Source organism: Mesorhizobium sp. M4B.F.Ca.ET.058.02.1.1, assembly GCF_003952505.1.
Taxonomy (GTDB): Bacteria; Pseudomonadota; Alphaproteobacteria; order Rhizobiales; family Rhizobiaceae; genus Mesorhizobium.
The window spans coordinates 4324094-4348208 of sequence record NZ_CP034450.1; the positions used below are offsets into that span (position 1 = coordinate 4324094).

Consider the following 24115-nt stretch of genomic DNA (forward strand, 5'->3'; position numbering starts at 1 on the left):
TTCGGCAATTGGCACGGAGCTTGAATCCTGTTGCGCACTTTCCGGCTCTCATGAGGATCGGTGAAGGTGTGCAAACGCGGGGGACCCGCAACAGCAAAGGGTGAAACCTTATGAAAATCGTGATGGCAATCATCAAGCCGTTCAAGCTCGATGAGGTGCGCGAAGCGCTCACCGCAGTCGGCATCCAGGGCCTGACCGTCACCGAAGTCAAAGGCTACGGGCGTCAGAAGGGACATACGGAAATCTATCGCGGTGCGGAATACGCGGTCAGCTTCCTGCCCAAAATCAAGATCGAGGTCGCGGTTGGTGCCGACATGGTCGACAAGGCCGTCGAAGCCATTACGTCGGCGGCCAAGACCGGCCAGATCGGCGACGGCAAGATCTTCGTCTTCGGCATCGACCAGGCGGTGCGCATCCGCACCGGCGAAACAGACACCGACGCGCTCTGAGCGGCGATCCCCCATTCCAACGGAGAGTTCAATGAATATTCCTTCCACCTTTAAGACGACGGGGCGCGCGACTGCTCTCGGCGCGCTCGCCCTGACGGCCCTGGGCACGGTCGCCGCCTTCGCGCAGGAAGCCGCGGCTCCGGCAGCGGCGCCCGCCACGCCGGCGCCAACGCTCGACACCGGCAACACCGCCTGGATGCTGACCTCGACGGCGCTGGTGCTGATGATGACCATCCCGGGCCTGGCGCTGTTCTACGGCGGCATGGTGCGCAAGAAGAACGTGCTCGCCACCATCATGCAGAGCTTCGCCATCACCTGCCTGGTGACGGTGCTGTGGTTCATGTTCGGCTATTCGCTGGCCTTTTCCGACGGCGGCAGCACCAATGCCTATGTCGGCGGCTTCTCCAAGTTCTTCCACCACGGCATCACCACCGCGACGCTGTGGCTGCCGGGCGTGGCGAACATTCCTGAATTCGTCTTCTCGATGTTCCAGCTGACCTTCGCCATCATCACGCCTGCGCTGATCGCCGGCGCCTTCGCCGAGCGCATGAAATTCTCGGCCCTGCTCATCTTCATGGGCCTGTGGCTGGTGTTCGTCTATGCGCCGATCGCCCACTGGGTGTGGGGCGGCGGCTTCCTCGGTTCGGCCGGCGTTCTCGACTTTGCCGGCGGCACGGTCGTCCACATCAACGCCGGTGTCGCGGGTCTGGTCTGCGCCCTCGTCCTCGGTAAGCGCGAGGGCTACGGCACCGCCAACATGGCGCCGCACAACCTCGTCTATTCGGTCATCGGCGCTTCGCTGCTGTGGGTTGGCTGGTTCGGCTTCAACGCCGGTTCGGAACTGGCCGCCGACGGCCTCGCCGGCGCCGCGATGCTGAACACCCAGGTCGCCACCGCCGCAGCGGCGCTCGCCTGGATGTTCGCCGAATGGATCATCGCCAAGAAGCCGAGCGTGCTCGGCATCATCTCGGGCGCCGTCGCCGGCCTGGTCGCCGTGACGCCCGCCTCCGGCTTCGTCAATCCGACCGGCGCCTTCATCATCGGCATCGTCGCCGGCGTCGTCTGCTATATCTCGGCCGTCAAGGTGAAGCACATGCTCGGCTATGACGACTCGCTCGATGCCTTCGGCGTGCACGGCGTCGGCGGCATCATCGGCGCGCTGCTCACCGGCGCGCTGGCCGATCCCGAGATCAACGCGCTCGGCAAGGGCGCCTCGGTCGGCACCCAGATCTACGGCATCGTCTTCACTATCCTGTGGACGGCGATCGCGACCTTCGTGATCCTCTACATCGTCAAGGCCCTGGTCGGCCTGCGTCCGAGCAGCCAGGAAGAAATCGAAGGCCTCGACATCAGCCAGCACGGCGAAGTGGTGCCGTGAGCCTATCGACCATCCGGCGCCGGCATCCTCCCGCCGGCGGCGGATCCGTTTCACGCAATTCCGACCGAAGCCGCTACGCATTTTTCCGGAATTGCTCAACAATCCCGTCGTGACGCTCCGAAAGGTGCTCACGCATTGAGGCCCGGAAACATCTTCCGGGCCTCCTTTTTTGGAAAATCGTGCGCCTCAATTGGGCGAACGAGGAATCGTTTCACGCGATCACGGTCGCGTGATGTGCCAGCGGAAAGAAACATTGGGCCTTCCGGCTCCGTACTGGGGTAGCGACCGCCGTTCTGGCGCTCGCTAACAACAGGGAAGGAACCAACCGATGAACATCAAGAGCATCTTCCTCGGAGCACTCGCTCTCTCCATGGTCAGCGGCGCCGCATTGGCCGGTGCTCTCGACGAACCGGACAACATGGCGCCATTCTTCACCGATACCGGCATGAAAACCATGAAGCCGGAAGCCGATTTCAAGGCGGCCTGGGCTGCGACGGCCAAAGACAAGCAAGACATGATGATGAAGGAGTGCCAGGACGCGGCGATGAGCAAGCCTCATGCCGAATTCTGCGCCAACTTGATGATGTACGCCGGTCACAAGTGATTGCTACAGATCGGTTCCAGACGGGCCCGATCGCATCCTTGTTCCAATGAGAGATGGCGGGCCGCGCGGCCCGCCTTCGTCGCCCGAACCGATAAAGCCGGCGTCAAGCTTTATCCATTGCGACAACCGACGATCCTCACGTGAGCATCAAGCGAATGTGATTCAGAGTGATTCAGTTCGGCACCTTTCATCGGCTAGCCTTTGCCTCGATCCAAACCCCCGGGATCATGGAAGGTGAAATCCCACTTTCGCTCTCCACAACGAAAGCCTCGCTGGCTCCGGCTCGCGAGGCTTTTTTGCATGCGCGGCCAGGCTGCGGAAAGCCGCGTGTCCGGCAACAACAATTCAACCGCCGGTGATGCGCGCCCAGGCCGCTTCAACCTCTTATAGTTAATGCGCCCTTAACCTTCCCGCCGATAGTCTGTCATCCGAATCTGCCGGCGTGCGTCATGCGTCCGGCGAGGCACTCACAGACGGGGAAGAGGCATGCGTTCAGGCGCTTCAGCACCGCTCGCGCTAACTGATACGGGGCACGGCATCCAGGCATTCGCGCGGCGTCAGCTTGGGCGGCTGGTCGGCGCCGGTCTGTTCACGCTCGTCGCCTTCGGCGTCGCCGGCCTTGCCACCTGGAACGTCGCCGATCCGAGCTTCTCGCACGCCACCGACAACATCGTCACCAACGCGATGGGTTATGCGGGGGCGGTGTTCGCCGATCTTGCCATGCAGTTCTTCGGCCTTGCCGCGGTCGCGGCCCTGGTGCCGGCGGTGATTTGGGGCTTCCTGCTCTTTTCCGCGCGCGGCGTCGACCGGCTGCCCAAGCGCGGCCTCGCCTGGTTCGGCTTCGCGCTACTTGCGGCGGCGATCGCCGGCTGTGTCACGCCACCCAAAACCTGGCCGTTGCCGACGGGCCTTGGCGGTGTTTTCGGCGACATGGTGCTGAAGATCCCCGGCATCGCCGTTGGCGGCTATCCCAAGGGCCTTTTCGCCAGCATCGTCGCCGTGGTCCTTGCCGCGCCGGCATTGTGGCTGTTTGCCTACGGCTCGGCGCTGATTTCCCGCAAGAACGGCTTTGCCGTCATGGAGCGCGCCGCCGAGCCCGAGCCGCGCGAGCAGGACGACCTGCTCTTCGACGAGGATGAGGACGAGGGCGATGAAGGCATCCTGGCACTCGGCGCCATCACCCACTGGTGGCTGTCGTTCAGGGCCTGGATGCACCGCCGCGCCGCGCGCCGCCAGCACGAGCGCGAGTACGAGCCGGAGATGGAGCCGCGCGCCAGCGCCTGGCGGCGCGCAGCCGAGCGCGTCGAATCAGCCGAGTTCGCCGAATCGCGGATGAGCCCGGGCGGCCGCGCCCGCGTCGAGCCTGAATTCTTCGCCGCCATGGTCAACGACCGCAGTATCTCGGTCGATCCTGACGACGACATCTTCGACAGTGACGAGGACGACGACTTGGATTTCGCCGACGAGCCTCCTGTCCAGCGCCGCGCCACGCCGACGGCGAAGGTGCAGAATTTCCGTTCCGATGCCGCAACCCGCGTCGAGGCGCCGGCGCCGCGTCCGGCGCCGGGCGCGCGCGTCCAGCGCGAGGCGCAGACCTCGCTGATCGGCTCGGACAAATTCGAGATGCCGTCGCTGCATTTCCTGTCGGAGCCGAAGAATGTGGTGCGCGACGCCAGCCTGTCCAAGGACGCGCTGGAGCAGAATGCGCGGCTCCTGGAAGGCGTGCTCGAGGATTTCGGCGTCAAGGGCGAGATCATCCATGTACGGCCCGGCCCGGTCGTCACACTCTACGAGCTCGAGCCGGCGCCCGGCATCAAGTCGTCTCGCGTCATCGGCCTGTCCGACGACATCGCCCGCTCGATGAGCGCGATCGCCTGCCGCGTCGCCGTCGTGCCCGGCCGCAACGCCATCGGCATTGAGCTGCCCAACGCCAAGCGCGAGACGGTGTATCTGCGGGAAATCATGGCCAGCCGCGACTTCGAGACCACCAAGGCGAAGCTGGCGCTGGCGCTCGGCAAGACCATCAATGGCGAGGCCGTCATCGTCGACATCGCCAAGATGCCGCACGTTCTGGTCGCCGGCACCACCGGCTCGGGCAAGTCGGTCGCCATCAACACCATGATCCTGTCGCTGCTCTACCGGCTGACGCCGCAGGAATGCCGGCTGATCATGATCGATCCGAAGATGCTCGAACTCTCCGTCTATGACGGCATTCCGCATCTTTTGACGCCGGTCGTCACCGATCCGAAGAAGGCGGTGGTGGCGCTGAAGTGGACCGTGCGCGAGATGGAGGACCGCTACCGCAAGATGTCCAAGGTCGGTGTGCGCAACATCGACGGGTTCAACGCGCGCGTCCAGCTGGCGGAGAAGAAGGGCGAGAAGATCTCGCGCACCGTGCAGACCGGCTTCGATCGCCAGACCGGCGAGGCGATCTACGAGACGGAGGATCTCGACCTCGAGCCGATGCCCTATATCGTCGTCATCATCGACGAAATGGCCGACCTGATGATGGTCGCCGGCAAGGACATTGAGGGTGCGGTTCAGCGCCTGGCGCAGATGGCGCGCGCCGCCGGCATCCATGTCATCATGGCGACCCAGCGCCCTTCGGTCGACGTCATCACCGGCACGATCAAGGCCAACTTCCCGACCCGCATCTCCTTCCAGGTGACGTCGAAGATCGACAGCCGCACCATCCTTGGCGAGCAGGGCGCGGAGCAATTGCTCGGCATGGGCGACATGCTCTACATGGCCGGCGGCGGCCGCATCCAGCGCGTGCACGGCCCGTTCGTGTCCGACGACGAGGTCGAGAGGATCGTCGCGCACCTGAAGCTGCAGGGCGTTCCCGAATATCTCGACGCCATCACCGAGGATGATGACGAGGACGACGAGGACGAAGGTTCCGGCAAGGGCGGTTCCGGCGGCGGTGGCGGCGGCAATTTCGAGGATTCCGACGACCCCTACGACCAGGCGGTGGCGGTGGTGCTGCGCGACGGCAAGGCCTCGACCAGCTACATCCAGCGCCGACTCGGCATCGGCTACAACCGCGCCGCCTCGATCATCGAGAAGATGGAGAAGGAAGGCATTGTCGGTCCGGCCAACCATGCCGGAAAACGCGAGATCCTGGTGCCGACGGAGGAGGACAAGTTCTAGGGTCTATCGATATCCAGGTGATGCCGGCTGGCAACCTTGAACCTTTCGGCGCGTTGAGGCGACGGAGCGTCGCTGGAGCCGCCAAACTTAAGCCCAACTGGGGGTCCAGAGACTGCGACACCATTCGAATCAGAAAGTGACCGGCATGAAAAACGAACCTTTCGCCCCGAACCGCCGCCAGGCGCTTGGCCTCGGCCTCGTGCTTGCCGGCGCGGCAAGCGTCAATGTCGTCCCCGGATTCCAGCTCCTGGCGTCGGCGCAGGCGGCGATTCCGCCGGCGGCGCAGAAGATCGCCGACCACTTCTCCTCGGTCAAATCGATGAGCGGCGAGTTCGTTCAGTTCGGACCGAAGGGCGAGCAGACCGGCGGCAAGTTCTTCCTGGAACGGCCGGGCAAGATCCGCTTCAACTATGATGGATCGTCGAATTTCCGGGTGATCTCCGACGGCAAGTCGGTGGTCATCCTCAACAAGAAGCTCAACACCTCCGATCTCTATCCGCTGTCGAAGACGCCGCTGAAGCTTTTGCTCGACAATCGCATCGATCTCTCCGGCGGACGAGTAAAGAGCGTCAAGGAAGAGGACGATCTCACCACCATCCAGCTCTCCGACAAATCGGTGTTCGGCAATGCCAGGATCACCATGATGTTCGATCCGAAGTCCTATGAACTGCGGCAATGGACCATCACCGACGCCCAGGGCAAGGACACGACGGTGATGATCTTCAACGTCAAGGAAGGCGTCAGCTTCGCTCCCGACACCTTCGCCATAGATTACACGGCGAACCGTGAGGTGAATACGAAGACAAGATAACTTCCTTCGTCTTAGTGCTCTTGCGAGCGTCGGCGCCGCCCCTCATCCGGCTGCCGCCATCTTCTCCCCGTAAACGGGGAGAAGGGACGCCGTCATCGACGGTTTCGCCAATCTCCAGCGTTGCAGAATGAGTGCCAAGGCTGCGGCCGGCTTCTTTCTCCCCGTTTACGGGCAGAAATGCCCGGCCGGGCAATGAGGGCGGCGAGCGCCTCGGCGATTGTCGCCGGCTTGTTTTTATGGCTGGCGGCTGGCAGTAGTTCGGCGACCTCTTGCCGGACCCCGCCGCATGCCCTTTTCCATCGCCACCTGGAACATCAACTCGGTGCGGCTGCGCATGCCGATCGTCGAGCGCCTGCTTCTGGAATACGCGCCCGATGTGCTCTGTCTGCAGGAGACGAAGGTTCCGGACGAGCTTTTTCCCGAAAAGGCCTTCCGCAAGCTCGGCTACGAGCACATCGCCTTCCACGGCCAGAAAGGCTATCACGGCGTCGCCACGGTGGCGCGGCGGCCGATCGAGCTGGTTGAAAAGCGCCGCTTCTGCGAGATCGACGACAGCCGACACCTCTCGGTCAGGGTAAGCGCCAGCGGCAAGTCGATCCTGCTGCATAATTTCTATGTGCCGGCGGGCGGCGACGAGCCCGACCCGGAGATCAACCGCAAGTTCAGGCACAAGCTGGATTTCGTCGCCGAGATGAATGGTGTACGGGCCGAGCACGACGCCGGGTCCGGCTCGATCCTGGTCGGCGACCTCAACATCGCGCCGCTGGAGCATGACGTCTGGTCGCACAAGCAGCTGCTCAACGTCGTCAGCCACACGCCGGTGGAGACCGAAAGCTTCGAGGCGATGCGGCGCGCCGGCGACTGGGTCGACCTGATGCGGCTCAACGTGCCTGCCGAGCAAAAACTCTACACCTGGTGGAGCTACCGCGCGCAGGACTGGCAAGCGTCGGACCGCGGCCGGCGGCTTGACCATGTCTGGTCTTCGCCGAACCTGGTGGAGCGCTTCACCGGCTACGAGATCCTGCGCCCGGCGCGCGGCTGGGAGCGGCCGTCGGACCACGTGCCGGTGATTGCGCGGTTCGATCTGGATTGAAGTCCGCCGCAGCCGGACGGATTCAAACACGGGGCCTGACGTTCTTGGGCGCGCCGTTCCGGAACCTACGCGGGCAGAGCCTCCTGTTCGTCCGCATGCCCCATCAGACAGGGGTGATCCCGGCGGCGCGTCGCCAGCATCCGCCGGGCGGCTTCTATGATTTTCGGCGCCGGGACATCGGCGACCAGGCCGGTCGGGCTTTCATGGCGCGCTTCTACCGCGTCCACGCTGTTCGAAAGCGGTCGCCAGCGAGCCATGTTGGCACCGCTATTGACGATGACCATCGGCGTCATCACCGTGGCCATGAGATGCGCCGTGCCGCCTTCGGCGCCAATGTAAAGATCGGCGAGTTCCCCGAGCGCCAGCAGGATGTCGCTGACAGGAATATCTTGCGCCGCGCCAGAATCGACGAGCCGCAATTTCGGCACGCGTTGCGCCAACTCGGCCATGTCTGGGCCGACGCCCGGTGTTTTCACATAGATGAGGTTGGCGCCATCGCCGATCATACTGTCGGATATCGCGACAACCTGATCCGCTGTCATCCGTTTGTTGCCATCGCCATGGGCCGCGATGACGACCAATGGAGCATGCTTGCCGGCCAGGCGCCTGGCCGCCGCACGCGCGGCCGCAGTCGGCTCCAGCCGATGGTCAAAAGGCAACCGCTTTCCCGCCAGGCGTTCGACAAGGCGGTGGTAGCGCCATGCATTGTGCTCTGGTCGTGTTTCGGGTCCATGGCCGGGGGCCAGGAAAGAGCGAACGCCGGAAAATTTGCTTCGTAGACGATGCCGCGGCCGAGCAGCGATACCCAGGTTTGAACCAGCCAGGGCGCGACAATGCGGAAATCGACAATGGCCAGCTGCCCTTTGCCCTTGCGATGACTGGCGACCAGATGCGCCAAGGGCGTCTGCGCCCTTATCGTATCGACCAGGTGGCGGACATGGTCATTGACGGCGGTTTCGAGCGTGCATGTCTGGGTGGTTCCGTACACGATCAAACTGTCGGGAAATGCCGTTCTCGCCGCTCGCAAGGCCGGAATCCGCAGCAAGCCGTCGCCGAACGCGTCCTTGCGTGAATACAAGATAATCGTCTCGTAACGCGCTGGCGGCATTCCCGCTCCCCCAGGAGCTCGGTGGTGTCGGTTCCTGCTACGCGGCCCATCCTCGAGTCCTGTAGGATCTCACCTTTTGCCTGTCAACGGAACCTCGCCCTCGGGGCCGGATGATCAACGCCAGGTGCGATTCGTCTACCCCGTGAAACGCGGCCCCAGTTTTTCGATGCGCCTGATCATCTGCTGGAATTCCTCCAGGATGCGCTCGTGCAACAGCACCGCAATCTCCGGATATTCCTCCAGGATGCGGCGGAACATCTTGCGGCTGAGCCGGATCACTTCAGAGTCGACCGCGGCCGATGCGCTGGTCAGCCGGTTGGTGTCGGCAATCAGCGCCAGTTCGCTCAGCATGGTGCCGGGTCCGGCGGTGCCGATCGGGACGCGCTCGCCATTCTGCTCGCGATAGAGCGCGATGCGGCCGCTGACCACGATATAGGCCGAGTCAGCCGCGTCATCCTCGCGGTAGAGCTTGTGGTCCGCCTGCAACAGCGTGGTTTCGGCGCCGAAGGCGAGCAGGCGCAACTGCTCCTGCGTGAAGCCCTCGAAGAGCTTCACGGCGGACAGGATGCGGATGTCGTCATCCAGCGCCATCTAGCTATGTCCCCGAGCGGTCAGTCCAGTCCCTCCCTTGGAGCGCGGCGTCCTCCTGGACGCGCAAAGGACGCTCCAACATCCTTTGAGTCTACGCATCGTGCCCGCCAAAAATCGATTCCGATTTTTGGCCGATGCGCATCGGAGCCGATCCAACCACCCTCCAGCACCAGGATCGCTTCCGAAGCGGCCCCGCCCTGACCGCTCATTGGATCATGAAAAGTTTAAGGAACCAGCTTGTAGCCGCCGCTTTCTGTCACAAGAATTTCGGCATTGGAAGGATCGCGCTCGATCTTCTGGCGCAGCCGGTAGACGTGGGTTTCCAGCGTGTGCGTGGTGACTCCTGAATTGTAGCCCCAGACTTCTTCCAGAAGCACGTCGCGCGTCACCACCTTCTGTTCGGCGCGATAGAGGTATTTGATGATCGACGCCTCTTTCTCGGTCAGTCGCACCTTGGCGCCGCGCTGGTCGATCAAGAGCTTCTGGCTGGGCTTGAAGGTGTAGGGGCCAACCGAGAAGGTGGCGTCCTCGCTCTGTTCGTGCTGGCGCAATTGCGCGCGGATGCGGGCAAGCAGCACGGCGAAGCGGAACGGCTTGGTCACATAGTCGTTGGCGCCGGCCTCGAGGCCGAGGATCGTGTCGGAATCGGTGTCGTGGCCGGTCAGCATGATGATCGGCGCCTTGTAGCCGCCCTTGCGCAGGATCTTCACCGCCTCGCGGCCGTCCATGTCGGGCAGGCCAACATCCATGATCAGGAGGTCGACAAGGCCGCCGCGCGCCGCGGCGACGCCTTTCGCGGCCGTCGCTTCCTGCTGGACGTCGAACTCTTCGTAGAGGGCCAGTTGCTCGACGAGCGTGCCGCGCAGGTCGTCATCGTCGTCAACGATCAGTATGGTGCGTGAGGTCATGGATCAATCCGTTGTTTTAAAAAGTATATTCAGTTGACCGTCCCCCATTTATGCGGAAGCTGACCGGCACAACAGCCGATCACAGTGATTTGTTCCGTGACACGATCATACAAGAAAAAACGTCCATGCAATGCAGCCGGCGCAATTTTGCCAAAAGGCCTCGCCGTGCTCAGCGTGCGCGCCAGGCCCGGCCATCCCAGCCAGGGGCTGCTGCAGGCGGGCAGCCTGGTGTTCGCCTGCGCGCTGGGACGCGGGGGCATTTCGGCGAACAAGCGCGAAGGTGACGGCGCGACGCCGCTTGGCGCCATGCGCATATTGTCGGGCTATTTTCGCGACGATCATTTTTCCGGCGGCCGCAGGACGCGGCTTGCGATGGCGCCGATCGGGCCGGATCTCGGCTGGTGCGAGGTGCCCGACGACCGCAACTACAATCGCCCGGTGAAGATTCCCTATGGCGCCAGCCACGAGCGGATGCGCCGTGATGACCGGCTCTATGATGCCTGCCTGGTGCTCGACTGGAACATCGCGCCGCGGCGGCGCGGCCGCGGCAGCGCCATCTTCTTCCATCTGGCGCGGCCCGGCTTCACACCGACACAAGGCTGCGTGGCGGTGACGGCGCGCACCATGGCGCGGCTGTTGCCGCTGCTTTCGGATCGGACGGTGGTGAGGGTGGTGAGGTAGGGATGACTAGGCAGTAGGGCGCTATGCCCTCTTTCCCCTACTGCCTAATCCCTACTGCCTTACCTTCTCGGCTGCTGCCAGCCAGTGCCGAGCAGCCCGATTTCGCGGAGCTGCCGGTCCACAGCCTTTGCGACGTCCCGGCGCTCGGCGCCGATGTCACGCAGCAGGTCGTCGGAGAGATCCTCGATGGATTCGAGGGGAAGCTGGGCAGCGACACGCGCCTGACGCAGCCAATCGAGGGTGGCGCGCAGCCAGACTGCGATACCGGAGCGGGAATTTAGGGCGGCGTGGGACTTCAGAACGATCTCGGTCATGGCTCTATCCGGTTTCTCCGGATGTCAAATCCGGTTTGATAGTGCTTCGATGCTGCAATCATGCCGGATTGAAAAATAAACAGGAAACGAGTAGTTCTTGCTTGATCATCAAGTTTTATTTGGAGATCGAATGGCCCGCCTGCTGCCCGGAACGCGTGCCCTGAGGACGTTCGAAGCGGCGGCCAGGCACCTCAATTTCACCCGCGCGGCCGACGAGCTCGGCCTGACGCCGGCGGCGGTCAGCCACCAGATCAAGGAAATCGAGGACCAGCTCGACCTTGCGCTGTTCATCCGCACCAGCCGCACCATCCGGCTGACGGAGGCCGGAAACGTCCTATTCGAGGCGTCGATCGACGCGCTCGACCTGCTCAACCGGGCGGTGTCGCGGGCCCGCAAGATGACGCGCGGCACGGCGCTGCTGAAGGTGACGCTCGACGCCCAGTTCGCGACGAAGTGGCTGATGCGCCGCGTGGACGATTTCCGTCAGCGGAAGCCGGGCATCGAGCTGCGTTTCGACATCACCTATGATGTCAGGGACTTCGAGCGCGACGATGTCGATATCGGCATTCGCTTCGGCGCCGGCAAATATCCCGGTCTTGCCGCGCATCGCCTGTTCGACAACATCATCATCCCGGTGTGCAGCCCGGCACTGCTGGCGTCCGGCCCACCGCTCAACGAGCCGCGCGACCTCTTTCGCCACACGCTCGCGCATATCGACTGGTCGCGCCAGGGCGTGACGTGGCCGAACTGGAGCATGTGGATGCATGCGGCCGGCGTCGACGATTTCGACGACAGCCGCACGCTTGTATTCGGGTCCTCGACCGATGCCACGCAGGCGGCGCTCGACGGCAACGCGGTGGCGCTGGCCGACTTCGCCATGGTTGCCAATGACCTTTCGCAAGGGCGTCTGGTGCGACCCTTCGAGCTCGGCATCAAGGTGGCGCCGGAGTTCGCCTATTTCCTGGTTTATCCGGAGGCCGTGAAGGACGACGCGCGCGTCGCCGCCTTTCGCGAATGGCTTATCGAGGAAGCGGCGAAGACGCCGACCTGAGAAAGCGAGTTGATATTCAGGTGATGCCGGCCTGCAAATGGCGGGTTCCTGCGCTTCCGGTGCTCACGTACTTCAAATTCGCTCCGGTTCTCTGAACCCGCCACTTTTGGCTCGTCCTGACCTGAATCTCAACTCGCCCTAGCCGGCCGGCGCGCCGAACCAGCCAATCACTGCGCCGATGAGGAGCAGCACGCCCAGCCAATGGCCGGCATCGATCAGCGTCAGGTCCCAGCCAAAGCCTTCATAGCGGTGGTTGACGGACAGCGTGGTGGCGACGAAGCCTAGCCAGAGCACGAAGCCGAAGATCAGCCCGGCGACAAGGCTGGGCTCGCCGCCGGTCATCGCGCCGACGACCAGGCTCAGCACGATTGCCATGACCAGCTCGGCGACGAAGGAGATGATGAACGACAGCGGCGACCGTTTCATCGTCGCCGGATCGAGCTTAGCCGCCTTGAGCCACGGCTTGCTGAGCGTCGTGTACCAGGCGGCGCCGAACAGCCACGCCACCACGGCGGCAACGACCACCGCCAGCCAGTTCACCGCAGAGAAATCCATTCGACCCCCTCCCGATGCATGTCGTTCTAACATGCACCCTCTTTGAAATCGCGGCGATGGAACGCCTGTTCGGCGCTGCCGTCAAGCAAGGCGCCAGACGGTGGTGCGCTTGACCTCGGCATCCTCCAGCACGCGCGTCACGGGCACCTGGTAGACGGCGAGCGATTGCAGCCCCTTCTTCGGCATGTAGGCGCGGCCGGGATCGCCGACGAGGATGTCGGCGCCGCGCGCCGTCAGCGCCTGGAACCAGGGCAGCAGCCTGTCGGCGAAGGCCTTGTCGTAGAAGACGTCGCCGGCCAGCACGACATCCCAGCCCATGTCGGCGCCGACGCAGTCCTGGCCGAGGAATTCCGCCTCGGCCCGGTTGGCCTCGAGGTTGAGGGCGATCGCCGTCTCGCAGAACGGATCGATGTCGGCGGCGGTCACTGCTGCGGCGCCGGCCTTCGCGGCGGCGATGGCGACCAGGCCGGAGCCGGAGGCGAAGTCGAGCACCCGCTTGCCGCGAACGGTTTCGGGATGGTCGAGCACGTAGCGGGCAAGGCCCTGGCCGCCGGCCCAGGCGAACGCCCAGAACGGCGGCGGCAGGCCGATCGCAGCCAGTTCCTCTTCCGTGCGCAGCCAAAGGTCATGCGCCTCGTCGGCGAGATGCAGGAACACCTCCGGCACATGCGGCGGCGCCATCAGCGCCGTGTTGTCGAGAATGAACTTTTTCGCGCTTTTCGGCGTCAGCCTGGTCACGGCGCTGGCGAGAGATCGGCCATGCGGCAGACCTCTTTCCATTCGGCCGGCGTCACCGGCTGCACGGAAAGCCGCCCGAGCCGCACGAGCGCCATGTCGGCGAGCTTGGGGTTGGCCTTGACCTGCTCAAGCGTCACCGGGGTCGGCACATCCTTGAAGGCGCGGATGTCGACGCATTCCCAGCGCGGGTCGTCGCTGGTGGTGTCGGGATGGGCGAGCGCGCAGACCTCGGCGATGCCGACGATGTTGAGCCCTTCATTGGAGTGGTAGAAGAAGCCGAGATCGCCGATCTTCATCGCCTTCATGTTGTTGCGCGCCGCATAGTTGCGCACGCCATCCCATTGCGTGCCGGCCTTGCCCTTGGCCTTCAGCGCCTCGAAGGAGAAGACCGAGGGTTCGGATTTGAACAGCCAGTAGTTCATCTCAGTTGTCCCCTTGCCATTGTCGGTTGGCTACAATGAAGCGTTCGCGCTCCCACTACCCTTACCCTTTCCCCGTTCTCGCGGGGAGAGGGGCGCGCCAAGCGAACGATCAAGCACCGGCGGGCTTCTGGAAGACCCAGTTCCACGGGCGGATTTCGACGCTTTCGAACAGGCCGACCTTGGCATAGGGATCGCTGGCCGCCAGGGCTTGCGCCGCCGTCATATCCGCTGCCTCGATCATGACCAGACTGCCGTCGGGCTTGCCGTCAGCGTCGAGGAAGGGCCCGGCAAAGGCAAGTTTTCCTTCGCTGATCAGGCCTTCCAGGAACGCCGCATGCGCCGGCCGCGTGTCGACCCGCAACTGCAGGCTGCCAGGCTTGTCCTTGCAAATCAACGCAAACAGCATGGTCTAAAACTCCGATGGTTCAGATGTCGGTTTCGGTCTTGAGCGGCCGCGTCATCAGCGCCGTCACGGCCTGGCCGATGGTCACGGTGCCGTCGAGAATCGCGGCGACGGCGGTGATGATCGGCGCGTCGATGCCGCGCTCTGCGGCGAGGCGGGCGGCGATCGCCGCCGTCGGCACGCCTTCGGCGAGCGGCAGGCCGGCAAGCGGCTTGCCCTGCCCGAGCGCCAGCCCATAGGCGAAATTGCGCGACTGCGCCGACGAGCAGGTGAGCAGGAGGTCGCCGAGACCGGAAAGCCCCATCAGCGTCTCTGGCCGGGCGCCGAAGGCGGCGCCGATGCGGCGCAATTCGACGAAGCCGCGCGTCACCATGGCGGCTTGCGCGCTGGCGCCGAGCCTCGCGCCGGTGACGGCGCCGGCGGCAATGGCGAAGACGTTCTTCAGCGCGCCGCCGATCTCGACGCCGACAAGGTCGTCACTTGAATAGCAGCGCAGGTTCTCGGCCGAGAAGCGGGCGGCAAGGTCGGCGGCAAGGTCGGCGTCGCGGGCGGCGACCACCACGGCCGTCGGCAGGCCGCGGGCGACATCGGTGGCGAAGCTCGGGCCGGACAGGGCGGCAACCGGATTGTTCGGCAAGGCCTGCTCGACGATCGCCGACAGCAGCGCGCCGGTGTCGCGCTCGATGCCCTTGGCGCAAAGAACCAGCGGGATGCCCGACGGCACATGCTCCCTGGCGCCAGCCAGCATAGCGCGCAGCGCCTGCGCCGGCGCCACCGCCAGCACGCAGTCGGCGCCGTCGAGCGCAGCCTCGATATCGGTTGTCGCCACGATGCCGGGCTGCAGAGCGATGCCCGGCAGATAGCGCGGGTTCTCGCCGCGATCGATCGCGGCGACGGTTTCCGGGTCGCGCGCATAGAGGCGGACGAAATGACCGGCGCGCAGCATGGCCAACGCCAGAGCCGTGCCCCAGGCACCGCCGCCTAGCACGGCGACGCGCCAGCCGCTCGGTGCCTCGTGGCCGCTGGTGACCACCTCGGTCATGCCTTGGCTCCGCGTCGGCCGGAGCCGACCATCGGGGCGGAGACGCTGTCCAGCGGCCAGCGCGAGCGCGGCACGAAATCGGCGGCATTCTCCAGCGCCATCCCGGCGCGCAGGCGCTCGATACCGGCCCAGGCGATCATCGCCGCATTGTCGGTGCAGAGTTTTTGCGGCGGCGCTATGAAGTCGAAGCCGGCTTCGGCGCAGAGCGTTTCCAGCGTCGCCTTGATGGTGCGGTTGGCGGCGACCCCGCCGGCGACGACCAGCGCCGGCTTCGCCTTATCAGGGAATTCCTGGCGGAAGCGGGAGAGCGCGCGCGAAACGCGGTCGCTCAGCGCATCCGCCACCGCCGCCTGGAACGAGGCGCAGATGTCGGCGACATCCCGGTCACTCAAGGGGGCAATGGCGGTCGCGGCCTGGCGCACGGCAGTCTTCAGGCCGGAGAAGGAGAAATCAGGCTGTGCCGCGCCCTTCATCGGGCGAGGAAAGGCAAAACGGCTCGCATCGCCCGACGCCGCCGCCTTCTCGACGTTGGGACCGCCGGGATAGGGCAGGCCGAGCATCTTGGCCGTCTTGTCGAAGGCTTCGCCGAGCGCGTCGTCGATGGTCGTCGCCCAGCGCTGGTAGTCGCCGACGCCGCGCACGGCGACGATCTGGGTGTGGCCGCCGGACACCAGGAGCAGCAGGTAGGGAAAGTCAAGCCCGTCGGTCAGCCGCGCCGTCAGCGCATGGCCTTCGAGATGGTTGATGGCGAGCAACGGCTTGTCGGCGGCGGCGGCAATCGCCTTCGCCGTCATCAGCCCGACGATCAGCCCGCCGACAAGGCCGGGACCCGCGGTCGCGGCGATCGCGTCGACCTCGCCCAGCGCCACGCCCGAATCGGCAAGGGCCGCCTCGACGATGCCGTCGAGCGCCTCGACATGGGCGCGCGCAGCGATTTCCGGCACGACGCCGCCGAACACGGAATGCTCCTCGATCTGGCTGAGCACGATGTTGGACAGGATTTCGGGCGCGGCGCGGCCATCCAGCGCCACCACGCTGGCAGCGGTCTCGTCGCAACTCGTCTCAATGCCCAGAACGCGGATCAATTGGTCGCTGTCCTCGAAGATTGTGTCGCCGGAGGTCTGTCGATATTCAGGTGATGCCGGCCTGCAAATGGCGGGTTCCTGCGCTTCCGGTGCTCACGTACTTCAAGTACGCTCCGCTCCGGTTCTCGGAACCCACCATTTTCGACCCGGCCTGACCTGAATCTCGGCAGACCTCAGCTTGCCGGGGGTTATCACGGACCGCGCGCCATGCAAACAACCTTGAAAATCGGAACACGCGGCAGCCCGCTGGCGCTTGCCCAGGCGCATGAGACGCGGACGCGGCTGATGGCGGCGCACGGCCTGCCGGAAGAGGCGTTCGAGATCGCCGTCATCTCGACCAGCGGCGACCGCATCCAAGACCGGCCGCTGTCGGAAGCCGGAGGCAAGGGCCTGTTCACCAAGGAGATCGAGGAGGCGATGCTCGCGGGCAGGATCGACATCGCCGTGCATTCCTCGAAGGACATGCCGACGGTTTTGCCGGAGGGGCTCGAACTCTGCGCCTTCCTGCCGCGCGAGGACGCGCGCGACGCCTTCATCGGCAGAGCGGCGAAAACGATCGCCGAATTGCCCCGGGGCGCCAGGGTCGGGTCGTCCTCGCTCCGGCGCCAGGCGCTGATCCGGCGCATGCGGCCGGATCTCGAGGTGGTGATGTTCCGCGGCAATGTGCAGACCAGGCTGCGCAAGCTGGACGAGGGCGTCGCCAACGGCACAATCCTCGCCTATGCCGGGTTGAAACGGCTCGGGCTGGAGCATGTCGTCACCGACCTGATGTCGCTCGAAAAATTTCCGCCGGCGCCAGGGCAAGGCGCGATCTGCATAGAAAGCCGCATCGGCGATGCCGAGGTCGAGAGGATGCTGGCGGCGATCCATGACGCGCCGACGGGCCAGGCGCTGGCCTGCGAGCGCGCTTTCCTGGCGGCGCTCGACGGTTCCTGCCGCACGCCGATCGCCGGCCATGCGACGATTTCGGGCGACAAGCTCTCCTTCGCCGGATTGATCATCGCGCCCGACGGCGCGCAGTCGCATGAGGTCAGGCTGGATGGGCCGGCGCGGGATGCCGCGCGGATCGGCACGCAAGCCGCCAGGGAGGTGCGGGCCAAGGCCGGCGAATCCTTCTTCGAAGGCTGGGCCTGACATGCTCCGCGTTCTGGTGACGCGGCCGGAACCGGGCGCCTCGCGTACCGCGCAACGGCTTGAGGAGATGGGTTTTCAGCCGATCCTGCTGCCGCTGACCGAAACGGTGGCGCTGCCGGCCAAGGCAACCGAAGCGCGGAAGGATGCTATGGCGGTCGCAGCTACCAGCGCCAACGCTGTGCGCCACGCGTCGCGGGAGCTCATCGCCGCACTGGCTGCCTTGCCCTGCCATGCAGTTGGCGAAAGGACTGCGGAAGCGGCGCGCAAGGCAGGCTTCGTGTCGGTGAGCGAAGGCCCCGGCGATGCCGTGGCGCTGGCCGATGCGATCGCCGGCGGCTCTCCGGCAGGGACGATCGTCTATCTCTGCGGCCGCGTGCGCTTTCCTGCCTTCGAGCAGCGCCTCTCGGCGGCCGATATTCCGGTCCGCGCCGTCGAAACCTACGACACGATCGCGCTCAACTATTCTGACGCGGATGTGGTTGCGCGGCTGTCCGGCGGGCCGGTCGATGCGGTCCTGCTCTATTCGGCCAAAGCCGCCCTGGCGATGCAGGTCCTGATCCGGCGGCCGGCGCTCGGCGATCATTTTGAAAAGACCAGATTTTTCGCGCTGTCGGGACGTATCGCCGCAGCGCTCGACGGCGTCGCTCCCGAACGGGTTCGCGTCGCCGGGGAACCGCAGGAAGACGCGCTGATCGGGCTATTGCTGGCCGGACGCTAAGCAGATTCCGAAAAGTGTCACACGGTTTTCCGACAAGAATCTGCGACAAGACAAAATGCCTAAGCAGGCATTCGTTGGCTTGCCAAGGAATGCCTGCTTAGGGTCTGTGTCATCACGCCGCCCCTTTTCACCGCTTGGTGATGTGCTAGAGCATCCTTCAGCTCTAGACCCTTTGAACCATCCCAAGCCAATTTGCGGAGCCCAAGCAATGGTCAAGACGCCGAAGATGCGACATTCGAAGAGCCGCCGCGAGCCGGTGACGATCGAACTCGAGCCCGGCGCCGTCTCGCGCATCATCGAGGAGGATGCGGCGAAGACTGTCGAGGCCGAGGCGGAGGAAGCCGCAAGCGCTTCGCAACCCGAGGCCCCGGCGGAGCCGGTGCATGCCGACCAGGTCGATCATGAGCCCTGGGAGCACAGCGACGCCGCAACGCGGGCCGGAACGGAAGACGCCGCCGCCAAGGGCTCGGATGAGGCGGAACGCCCCTATCCGGCTGGGTCCGACCTGCCGCCGAATCAGACGCACGCTTCCGACTACAGTTTCGAGGATGCCTCGGCCAGGGCGGCCGCCGAAGACGCGCCGAAAGCAACCCGCGCGAGGGAGGACTATATGGCACCGCAGCCGAAACGCGGCGGCCTCAATGGCATTGCCGCCGGCGTGATCGGCGGCGTCATCGCGCTGGCCGCAGCCGGCGGCCTGCAGTTCGCCGGCCTCATCGGCGCGCCGGGGTCGGGCGGCGTCTCGCTCGACGGCGTCAATGGCGAGATCGCCGCGCTGAAGAGCGAGATCGCGGGCTTGAAGCAAGCGGGCGGCAATGGCGATGCCGCCAAGGTCGACGGGCTGTCGTCGGCGCTGGATCAGGTCACGAGCGATGTCGCGGCACTGAAATCGGCGGTCGAGCAAGGCGGCGCCGGTGACGGGGCCGGGGTAGCGGCACTTGGCGACAAGCTCAAGCAGGTCGAGACGGCGATCGCCGACCTGCAGAAGGCCGGCAGTGCGGCGCCGGTCGATCTCGGGCCGCTCGATGAAAAGCTCGCCGGGCTGGACGCATTGGTGAAATCCGCCGGCGAGGCGGCGAAGGCGCAGGACGGCCGGCTGGCGGCGCTGGAGCAGTCGGTGTCGCAGCTCTCCGGCAAGGTCGAGGCGCAGGCCTCGCAGCCCAAAATCGCGATGGCCATCGCGGCGTCGGCGCTGAAGTCGGCGCTCGATCGCGGGGCGCCATTCGCCGCCGAACTCGAGACTTTCGCGGCGATTGCGCCCGATGCGCCGGAGATCGCGACGCTGCGCGCCTATGCCGAGAAGGGCGTTTCGACCCGTACGGACATCGCCGCCGAGGTCGATGCCGCCGCCAATGCGATGGTCGCCGCCGCCACGCCTGTCGACCAGAATGCAGGCTTCCTGCAGAACCTGATGTCGAGCGCCGAATCGCTGGTCAAGGTCCGGCCGATCGGCGCCGTCGAAGGCAAGGGCGCGCCGGAGACCGTGGCGCGCATGGAGGTGGCGGTCAACCAGGGCGACTATGCCAAGGCGCTCAGTGAATATGACACGTTGCCGGAGGCAGTGAAGTCGGCCGGCGCCGATTTTGCCGGCAAGCTGAAGGCGCGGCTCGAGGTCGAAAAGCTGATCGATTCGCTGATTGCCGGCGCGATGAAGGCGTGAGGGAGACCAGATGATCCGCATCCTCATCTTCCTCGCCGTCGTCTTTGCGCTCGGGCTCGGCTTCGCCTGGCTGGCCGATCGTCCCGGCGACATGGTGATCACCTTCAACGGCTATCAGTATCAGGTCAGCCTGATGGTGGCGGCGGTGGCGGTGGTCGCGGTCGTCGCCGCGGTGATGATCCTGTGGTGGCTGGTGAAGTCGCTATGGAACAGCCCTTACACCATCTCGCGCTATTTCCGGGTGCGCCGCCGCGACCGCGGCTACCAGGCGCTGTCGACCGGCATGATCGCCGCCGGCGCCGGCGATGGCGCGCTGGCCCGCAAGAAGACCAAGGAAGCGGCCAAGCTGATCCGCTCCGACCAGGAGCCGCTGATCCATCTCCTGGAGGCGCAGGCCTCGCTGCTGGAAGGCGATCACGAAGGCGCGCGCGAAAAATTCGAGGCGATGCTCGACGATCCCGAGATGCGGCTGCTCGGCTTGCGCGGGCTCTATCTGGAGGCCGAGCGCCTCGGCGACCGCAATGCCGCCAGGCACTATGCCGGCCGCGCCGCAGCCGTGGCGCCGCAGCTTGCGTGGGCCGCCGAATCGACGCTGGAGGAGCTGACCGGGCGCGGCGACTGGGACGGCGCGCTGAAGCTGGTCGAGGCGCAGAAGTCGACACGGCAGATCGAACGCGATGCCGCCAACCGGCGCCGGGCCGTGCTGCTCACCGCCAAGGCTGAGGCGCTGATCGACAGCGACGCCAATGCGGCGAGGACCGCGGCGCTCGAAGCCAACAGACTGGTGCCGGAATTCGCACCGGCGGCGGTCGCCGCCGCCAAGCTGCTGTTCCGGCAGAACGATGTGCGCAAGGGCTCCAGGATCCTCGAAACGGCGTGGCGGGCCGAGCCGCACCCGGAAATCGCCGAGCTCTATACTCATGCCCGTCCTGGCGATGCCGTCGGCGACCGGCTGAACCGGGCGAAGAAGCTGCAGGACCTGAAGAAGAACCATGCGGAGTCGTCGATGGCCGTCGCCCGCGCGGCGCTCGACGCGCAGGACTTCGCCACCGCCCGGCGCGAGGCGGATGCGGCGATCCGCATGGACCGGCGCGAAGGCGCCTATCTGCTTTTGGCCGACATCGAGGAGGCTGAGACCGGCGACCAGGGCAAGGTCAGGCAGCTGCTCTCCAAGGCGGTCAGGGCGCCGCGCGATCCTGCCTGGGTCGCCGACGGCGTCATCTCCGAACGCTGGGTGCCGGTGTCGCCGGTCACCGGCAAGCTCGACGCCTTCGAATGGCGGGCGCCGATGGAGCGTCTCGGCCATCTCATCGACAGCCATGACGAGGCTGCGGAGACCGTCGTGCCGGCGATCGCCGTGTCGCCGGAGCCGGCGAAGGAAAAGACGCTTGACGCCGTTTCGGCGGTTGGGTCGGCGGCGTCCGATGCGGATCAGGTCAAACCGGTCACCGCCGCCGCCTTTGCCGCCGTGCCTGACGATGCCGAAGGGGTGGAGCCGGCGGAGGAACTGGCGAGGCTGCCCGACGACCCCGGCGTCGACCCGGACGAGGCGGAAAAGGCGCCGCGCCGGTTTCGTTTGTTTTGAGGCCGGGAGCGATCCCGGCGCTATGGGAATGAAGTGATGTTCGAACGCGTCTTGTCCTTCTTGAGGGATCTGCCAGGCGGAGCCGGCGCGCGCGCCAACGCGGACGACCCGCGCGTCGCCGCGTCGGCGCTGCTCTATCACGTGATGAACGCCGACGGCGTGCGCCAGGACGTCGAGTGGGAACGGTTCAAGGCGGTGCTGGCGCAGACCTATTCGATCGGCGGAGAGGAGCTCGATGCGCTGGCGGCCGCAGGCGAGCGCGCCGACAATGAGGCGATCGACCTCTATGCTTTCACCAGCGTGTTGAAACGCCATCTCGACGCCGAGGCGCGCAAGGCTTTCGTCGGCCTGATGTGGGAGATCGTCTATGCCGACGGCGAATTGCACGAGCTGGAGGACAACACCGTGTGGCGCGTCGCCGAGCTGATCGGCGTCGAACGGCGCGACCGCGTCGAGGCGCGCCAAAAGGCGGCGGCCCGGGCGCCGGGGGCACGCGGAACCTCAAGCGATGAATAGTCAGGGCGACGAATAGCCGGGGTCCCGCCTCACGATGCCTCCCAGACCGTGTTCGAGACCAAAGATCCTGATCGTGCTGCATCAGGAGAGTTCGAGCCCCGGCCGCGTCGGCCATATGCTTCTGGAAGAAGGTTTCGATCTCGACATCCGCCGGCCGCCGCTCGGCGATGAATTGCCGGGCACGCTGGACGGCCATGCGGGCGCGGTGGTGTTCGGCGGGCCGATGAGTGCCAATGACGAGGACGATTTCGTCCGCCGCGAGACCAACTGGCTCAACATTCCGCTGAAGGAGAACCGGCCATTGCTCGGCATTTGCCTGGGCGCGCAGATGCTGGTCAACCATCTCGGCGGCAAGGTGGAAGGTCACGGCGAGGGGCTGGTCGAGATCGGCTGGTATCCGCTGAAGGCGACGGAAGCCGGCAGGAAGCTGATGCATTGGCCGGAGATGGTCTACCAGTTCCATCGCGAAGGGTTTTCGCTGCCGAAGGACGCGACGCTCTTGGCGACGGCCGAGACTTATCCTAACCAGGCCTTCCGCTACGGTGACAATGCCTGGGGCATTCAGTTCCACGGCGAGCTGACCCGGGCGATGATGCAGCGCTGGGTGGTGCGCGGCGCGCACCGCTTCGAACTGCCAGGCGCGCAGCCCGGCCGCGACCATCTCGGCGGCCGGCTGATCTGGGACATGCATCTGAAGCGCTGGCTGGGCGAATTCCTGGGGCTGATATTCGGCAAGCCGGCGGTGGGATAAAACCCAATTGCTTTGGGCAGCGGAGCTTGACCTTACCTTCCGATTTGTGACGCTGCCGACATCAGCTCCCGAGTGTTCGGGGCGCCGAATAGGCCGCCATCGAGGACCTCGTTGGAGGCCCAGCGAACGACGCCATCGCGGTCCAGCAGGAACTGGCCGACGAGCTGCCCTATGCCGGTTGCCATCATCTGTTGGTCCGCTTCAGTGATATCGTAGCCGTCTTTCTTGTTCAGATATTCGAGCGCCGCAAACGGGTCCATCGGTTCCGGCATCTCGTCCGGCAATTCGACCCGTATCGACTTCACATCGCTCATCGAAAACTTTTGCGGCCATGCGCTCTCGTCTTCGGTGATTTGCATATTCGGCAACCCAAAGGCGCGGTGTGAAGTCCGCTCCGGATCGGATGCCGCGAGTAGGCCTAGCATCGGATGGTAGCGGAGATAAAGGCGCGCCCGCTCGACAGGTGTGTTTACCACCGTCAGGCTATCGATGCCCTTCGCATTGAGGGCTGGGGTGAGCTGCGAAAGTATGGCGATATGGCGCCTGCAAAAGGGGCAATGCAAGCCTCTATACAGTCCGACCAGCACTGGTTTCTCGCCTCGGAAATCGTCGATGGCGATCTTGCCCTCGCGGGTAATCGCGTCGAGCACGAAATTGGGCGCCGTTTCGCCAAGTTGCAGCGGGCCTATGTTCAGACGTTCTGGCATGCTGATCCCTCCTCCCGGGTTGATTCACGACGGATGTGCGGGCGAGTGGCTTGAGCCCATGTGCGACACATACGTCTTTGGGCATGCTGAAATGGCGGTCGGCCTTAGTTAGGTCGGCGTCGATAGTCCAATTATAGCACGGAGTGGGCGGACGCTAAGGCGTTCTTACGGAGGGCCGCGCTTACCAGATGGCGCTGGTGTCCGCTTTAGCCCGGTTGCCGGCCTAAGCCCCGTAGATTGACCGTCCGATATATGTCTGGAGCCGAAGGCTGCAGGTCTGCTGACGGCTTATTCAGCCGTTGTCGGCGCAAGCTTGGCGCCCAAGCTGCAGTCTCGTCGCTCTCGGCGGCGCCGCGAATCTGTGCTAAGCGCCCGCCCAAATCAATCAAAGGACGACAGCTGTGAACGAACTCACCGTGGCCGAGGCGACCGAGAACATCTACGCCTCACTCCAAGCGGATAATGCCGACATCGATGCACATATCGCGACACTCAAGGCAGCGTTGACGCGAGAGGGGAAAAAGCAGGCGGTGTTCGATCCGGCCAGGCTGGCACAGAACAACCGCTCTGGCCGCAAGTTGATGCAGGCCTATTTTCGGCAGCGCGGCGTTGGCGTGAGCTTTTCGGATTAGCAGAGCGCGCCGTTGGGAGTTCCCTGCCG

The 24115-nt window shown here is 65.1% G+C and carries 27 protein-coding genes; 15 read left to right on the forward strand and 12 right to left on the reverse strand.

The features are described 5' to 3' along the window. Positions 1-110: 110 nt before the first annotated feature. The 6 genes from EJ073_RS21230 (at position 111) to EJ073_RS21255 (ending at position 7485) form a co-directional block, all read left to right on the forward strand. The gene (locus EJ073_RS21230; RefSeq protein ID WP_027169082.1) at positions 111-449 is read left to right on the forward strand and encodes a P-II family nitrogen regulator; all 339 of its coding nucleotides are present in this window, start codon (positions 111-113) and stop codon (positions 447-449) included. 31 nt (positions 450-480) lie between these two features. Beyond that, entirely contained in the window at positions 481-1827 is a 1347-nt protein-coding gene (locus EJ073_RS21235; protein WP_126057500.1) for an ammonium transporter, read from the forward strand. 328 nt (positions 1828-2155) lie between these two features. Beyond that, positions 2156-2431 carry a hypothetical protein gene (locus tag EJ073_RS21240; protein WP_126057501.1) on the forward strand — a complete coding sequence of 92 codons (276 nt, stop codon included), beginning with the start codon at positions 2156-2158 and terminating at the stop codon, positions 2429-2431. A 486-nt stretch (positions 2432-2917) separates the two neighbouring features. Next, positions 2918-5581 (forward strand): DNA translocase FtsK, encoded by a 2664-nt coding sequence (locus EJ073_RS21245; RefSeq protein ID WP_126057502.1) that lies wholly within the window; start codon positions 2918-2920, stop codon positions 5579-5581. A 145-nt stretch (positions 5582-5726) separates the two neighbouring features. Further along, a complete protein-coding gene (locus EJ073_RS21250) occupies positions 5727-6392 on the forward strand; it encodes an outer membrane lipoprotein carrier protein LolA (protein ID WP_126057503.1) in 666 nt (221 codons plus the stop codon). Positions 6393-6678: 286 nt separating this feature from the next. Continuing rightward, positions 6679-7485, forward strand: coding sequence for an exodeoxyribonuclease III (locus EJ073_RS21255; protein WP_126057504.1), 807 nt, complete (start codon positions 6679-6681; stop codon positions 7483-7485). A gap of 65 nt (positions 7486-7550) precedes the next feature. Here EJ073_RS21255 and EJ073_RS31665 read toward each other — a convergent pair whose 3' ends face one another. The 4 genes from EJ073_RS31665 to EJ073_RS21270 form a co-directional block, all read right to left on the reverse strand. Continuing rightward, on the reverse strand, positions 7551-8066 hold the full coding sequence (locus EJ073_RS31665) for a hypothetical protein (protein ID WP_190233797.1): 516 nt from the start codon (positions 8064-8066) through the stop codon (positions 7551-7553). Further along, positions 8024-8593, reverse strand: coding sequence for a hypothetical protein (locus tag EJ073_RS31670; RefSeq protein ID WP_190233798.1), 570 nt, complete (start codon positions 8591-8593; stop codon positions 8024-8026). The genes EJ073_RS31665 and EJ073_RS31670 overlap by 43 nt, the downstream gene beginning before the upstream one ends. A 135-nt stretch (positions 8594-8728) precedes the next feature. Beyond that, the gene (locus tag EJ073_RS21265) at positions 8729-9184 is read right to left on the reverse strand and encodes a cyclic nucleotide-binding domain-containing protein (protein ID WP_126057505.1); all 456 of its coding nucleotides are present in this window, start codon (positions 9182-9184) and stop codon (positions 8729-8731) included. 224 nt (positions 9185-9408) lie between these two features. Next, complete coding sequence (locus EJ073_RS21270) at positions 9409-10092, reverse strand: response regulator transcription factor (protein ID WP_126057506.1); 684 nt, start codon at positions 10090-10092, stop codon at positions 9409-9411. Between the two features lie 144 nt (positions 10093-10236). On the opposite strand from EJ073_RS21270, the gene EJ073_RS21275 reads away from it, so the two are divergent. Continuing rightward, positions 10237-10773 (forward strand): L,D-transpeptidase, encoded by a 537-nt coding sequence (locus tag EJ073_RS21275; protein WP_189347350.1) that lies wholly within the window; start codon positions 10237-10239, stop codon positions 10771-10773. A 59-nt stretch (positions 10774-10832) separates the two neighbouring features. On the opposite strand, the gene EJ073_RS21280 is transcribed toward EJ073_RS21275, so the two are convergent. Continuing rightward, the gene (locus EJ073_RS21280) at positions 10833-11087 is read right to left on the reverse strand and encodes a hypothetical protein (protein ID WP_126057508.1); all 255 of its coding nucleotides are present in this window, start codon (positions 11085-11087) and stop codon (positions 10833-10835) included. Between the two features lie 130 nt (positions 11088-11217). Here EJ073_RS21280 and gcvA point away from each other — a divergent pair, with 130 nt between their 5' ends. Further along, on the forward strand, positions 11218-12138 hold the full coding sequence (gene gcvA / locus EJ073_RS21285) for a transcriptional regulator GcvA (RefSeq protein ID WP_126057509.1): 921 nt from the start codon (positions 11218-11220) through the stop codon (positions 12136-12138). A 138-nt stretch (positions 12139-12276) separates the two neighbouring features. Here gcvA and EJ073_RS21290 read toward each other — a convergent pair whose 3' ends face one another. From EJ073_RS21290 to tsaD, 6 genes are all read right to left on the reverse strand, one after another. Then, positions 12277-12693, reverse strand: a complete 417-nt coding sequence (locus EJ073_RS21290; protein ID WP_126057510.1) for a DUF1761 domain-containing protein — start codon at positions 12691-12693, stop codon at positions 12277-12279. A gap of 81 nt (positions 12694-12774) precedes the next feature. After that, a complete protein-coding gene (locus EJ073_RS21295) occupies positions 12775-13473 on the reverse strand; it encodes a methyltransferase (RefSeq protein ID WP_190233799.1) in 699 nt (232 codons plus the stop codon). Further along, positions 13428-13853, reverse strand: coding sequence for an EVE domain-containing protein (locus EJ073_RS21300; protein WP_126057512.1), 426 nt, complete (start codon positions 13851-13853; stop codon positions 13428-13430). The genes EJ073_RS21295 and EJ073_RS21300 overlap by 46 nt, the downstream gene beginning before the upstream one ends. Positions 13854-13962: 109 nt before the next feature. Next, positions 13963-14259: a YciI-like protein gene (locus EJ073_RS21305; protein WP_126057513.1), complete on the reverse strand. Its 297-nt coding sequence runs from the start codon at positions 14257-14259 to the stop codon at positions 13963-13965. Positions 14260-14278: 19 nt separating this feature from the next. Beyond that, the gene (locus EJ073_RS21310) at positions 14279-15298 is read right to left on the reverse strand and encodes an NAD(P)H-dependent glycerol-3-phosphate dehydrogenase (RefSeq protein WP_126057514.1); all 1020 of its coding nucleotides are present in this window, start codon (positions 15296-15298) and stop codon (positions 14279-14281) included. Then, positions 15295-16380, reverse strand: coding sequence for a tRNA (adenosine(37)-N6)-threonylcarbamoyltransferase complex transferase subunit TsaD (gene tsaD, locus EJ073_RS21315; protein WP_189347337.1), 1086 nt, complete (start codon positions 16378-16380; stop codon positions 15295-15297). Before tsaD ends, EJ073_RS21310 begins: the two co-directional genes overlap by 4 nt. 210 nt (positions 16381-16590) lie before the next feature. On the opposite strand from tsaD, the gene hemC reads away from it, so the two are divergent. From hemC to EJ073_RS21345, 6 genes are all read left to right on the forward strand, one after another. Beyond that, entirely contained in the window at positions 16591-17517 is a 927-nt protein-coding gene (gene hemC, locus EJ073_RS21320; protein ID WP_126057516.1) for a hydroxymethylbilane synthase, read from the forward strand. 1 nt (position 17518) lies between these two features. Further along, complete coding sequence (locus tag EJ073_RS21325) at positions 17519-18235, forward strand: uroporphyrinogen-III synthase (protein ID WP_126057517.1); 717 nt, start codon at positions 17519-17521, stop codon at positions 18233-18235. Positions 18236-18443: 208 nt separating this feature from the next. Continuing rightward, positions 18444-19895, forward strand: a complete 1452-nt coding sequence (locus EJ073_RS21330; protein WP_126057518.1) for a COG4223 family protein — start codon at positions 18444-18446, stop codon at positions 19893-19895. Between the two features lie 10 nt (positions 19896-19905). Further along, the gene (locus tag EJ073_RS21335; protein ID WP_126057519.1) at positions 19906-21480 is read left to right on the forward strand and encodes a heme biosynthesis protein HemY; all 1575 of its coding nucleotides are present in this window, start codon (positions 19906-19908) and stop codon (positions 21478-21480) included. A 36-nt stretch (positions 21481-21516) separates the two neighbouring features. Continuing rightward, on the forward strand, positions 21517-21996 hold the full coding sequence (locus EJ073_RS21340; RefSeq protein WP_126057520.1) for a TerB family tellurite resistance protein: 480 nt from the start codon (positions 21517-21519) through the stop codon (positions 21994-21996). Between the two features lie 34 nt (positions 21997-22030). Then, a complete protein-coding gene (locus EJ073_RS21345; protein ID WP_126057521.1) occupies positions 22031-22747 on the forward strand; it encodes a glutamine amidotransferase in 717 nt (238 codons plus the stop codon). Positions 22748-22779: 32 nt separating this feature from the next. On the opposite strand, the gene EJ073_RS21350 is transcribed toward EJ073_RS21345, so the two are convergent. Next, positions 22780-23454 (reverse strand): peroxiredoxin-like family protein, encoded by a 675-nt coding sequence (locus EJ073_RS21350; protein ID WP_126057522.1) that lies wholly within the window; start codon positions 23452-23454, stop codon positions 22780-22782. Positions 23455-23855: 401 nt separating this feature from the next. Between EJ073_RS21350 and EJ073_RS21355 the strand changes: the two genes are divergently transcribed. Next, positions 23856-24086 carry a hypothetical protein gene (locus EJ073_RS21355; protein ID WP_126057523.1) on the forward strand — a complete coding sequence of 77 codons (231 nt, stop codon included), beginning with the start codon at positions 23856-23858 and terminating at the stop codon, positions 24084-24086. Positions 24087-24115: the final 29 nt, after the last annotated feature.

Excerpts from the sequence above, each read along its gene's own strand:
- EJ073_RS21230 (WP_027169082.1), top strand. The coding sequence starts at position 111 with ATGAAAATCGTGATGGCAATCATCAAGCCGTTCAAGCTCGATGAGGTG.
- EJ073_RS21235 (WP_126057500.1), top strand. The coding sequence starts at position 481 with ATGAATATTCCTTCCACCTTTAAGACGACGGGGCGCGCGACTGCTCTC.
- EJ073_RS21240 (WP_126057501.1), top strand. The coding sequence starts at position 2,156 with ATGAACATCAAGAGCATCTTCCTCGGAGCACTCGCTCTCTCCATGGTC.
- EJ073_RS21245 (WP_126057502.1), top strand. The coding sequence starts at position 2,918 with ATGCGTTCAGGCGCTTCAGCACCGCTCGCGCTAACTGATACGGGGCAC.
- EJ073_RS21250 (WP_126057503.1), top strand. The coding sequence starts at position 5,727 with ATGAAAAACGAACCTTTCGCCCCGAACCGCCGCCAGGCGCTTGGCCTC.
- EJ073_RS21255 (WP_126057504.1), top strand. The coding sequence starts at position 6,679 with ATGCCCTTTTCCATCGCCACCTGGAACATCAACTCGGTGCGGCTGCGC.
- EJ073_RS31670 (WP_190233798.1), bottom strand. The coding sequence starts at position 8,593 with ATGCCGCCAGCGCGTTACGAGACGATTATCTTGTATTCACGCAAGGAC.
- EJ073_RS21265 (WP_126057505.1), bottom strand. The coding sequence starts at position 9,184 with ATGGCGCTGGATGACGACATCCGCATCCTGTCCGCCGTGAAGCTCTTC.
- EJ073_RS21270 (WP_126057506.1), bottom strand. The coding sequence starts at position 10,092 with ATGACCTCACGCACCATACTGATCGTTGACGACGATGACGACCTGCGC.
- EJ073_RS21280 (WP_126057508.1), bottom strand. The coding sequence starts at position 11,087 with ATGACCGAGATCGTTCTGAAGTCCCACGCCGCCCTAAATTCCCGCTCC.
- gcvA (WP_126057509.1), top strand. The coding sequence starts at position 11,218 with ATGGCCCGCCTGCTGCCCGGAACGCGTGCCCTGAGGACGTTCGAAGCG.
- EJ073_RS21290 (WP_126057510.1), bottom strand. The coding sequence starts at position 12,693 with ATGGATTTCTCTGCGGTGAACTGGCTGGCGGTGGTCGTTGCCGCCGTG.
- EJ073_RS21295 (WP_190233799.1), bottom strand. The coding sequence starts at position 13,473 with ATGGAAAGAGGTCTGCCGCATGGCCGATCTCTCGCCAGCGCCGTGACC.
- EJ073_RS21300 (WP_126057512.1), bottom strand. The coding sequence starts at position 13,853 with ATGAACTACTGGCTGTTCAAATCCGAACCCTCGGTCTTCTCCTTCGAG.
- EJ073_RS21305 (WP_126057513.1), bottom strand. The coding sequence starts at position 14,259 with ATGCTGTTTGCGTTGATTTGCAAGGACAAGCCTGGCAGCCTGCAGTTG.
- EJ073_RS21310 (WP_126057514.1), bottom strand. The coding sequence starts at position 15,298 with ATGACCGAGGTGGTCACCAGCGGCCACGAGGCACCGAGCGGCTGGCGC.
- hemC (WP_126057516.1), top strand. The coding sequence starts at position 16,591 with ATGCAAACAACCTTGAAAATCGGAACACGCGGCAGCCCGCTGGCGCTT.
- EJ073_RS21325 (WP_126057517.1), top strand. The coding sequence starts at position 17,519 with ATGCTCCGCGTTCTGGTGACGCGGCCGGAACCGGGCGCCTCGCGTACC.
- EJ073_RS21330 (WP_126057518.1), top strand. The coding sequence starts at position 18,444 with ATGGTCAAGACGCCGAAGATGCGACATTCGAAGAGCCGCCGCGAGCCG.
- EJ073_RS21335 (WP_126057519.1), top strand. The coding sequence starts at position 19,906 with ATGATCCGCATCCTCATCTTCCTCGCCGTCGTCTTTGCGCTCGGGCTC.
- EJ073_RS21340 (WP_126057520.1), top strand. The coding sequence starts at position 21,517 with ATGTTCGAACGCGTCTTGTCCTTCTTGAGGGATCTGCCAGGCGGAGCC.
- EJ073_RS21345 (WP_126057521.1), top strand. The coding sequence starts at position 22,031 with ATGCCTCCCAGACCGTGTTCGAGACCAAAGATCCTGATCGTGCTGCAT.
- EJ073_RS21350 (WP_126057522.1), bottom strand. The coding sequence starts at position 23,454 with ATGCCAGAACGTCTGAACATAGGCCCGCTGCAACTTGGCGAAACGGCG.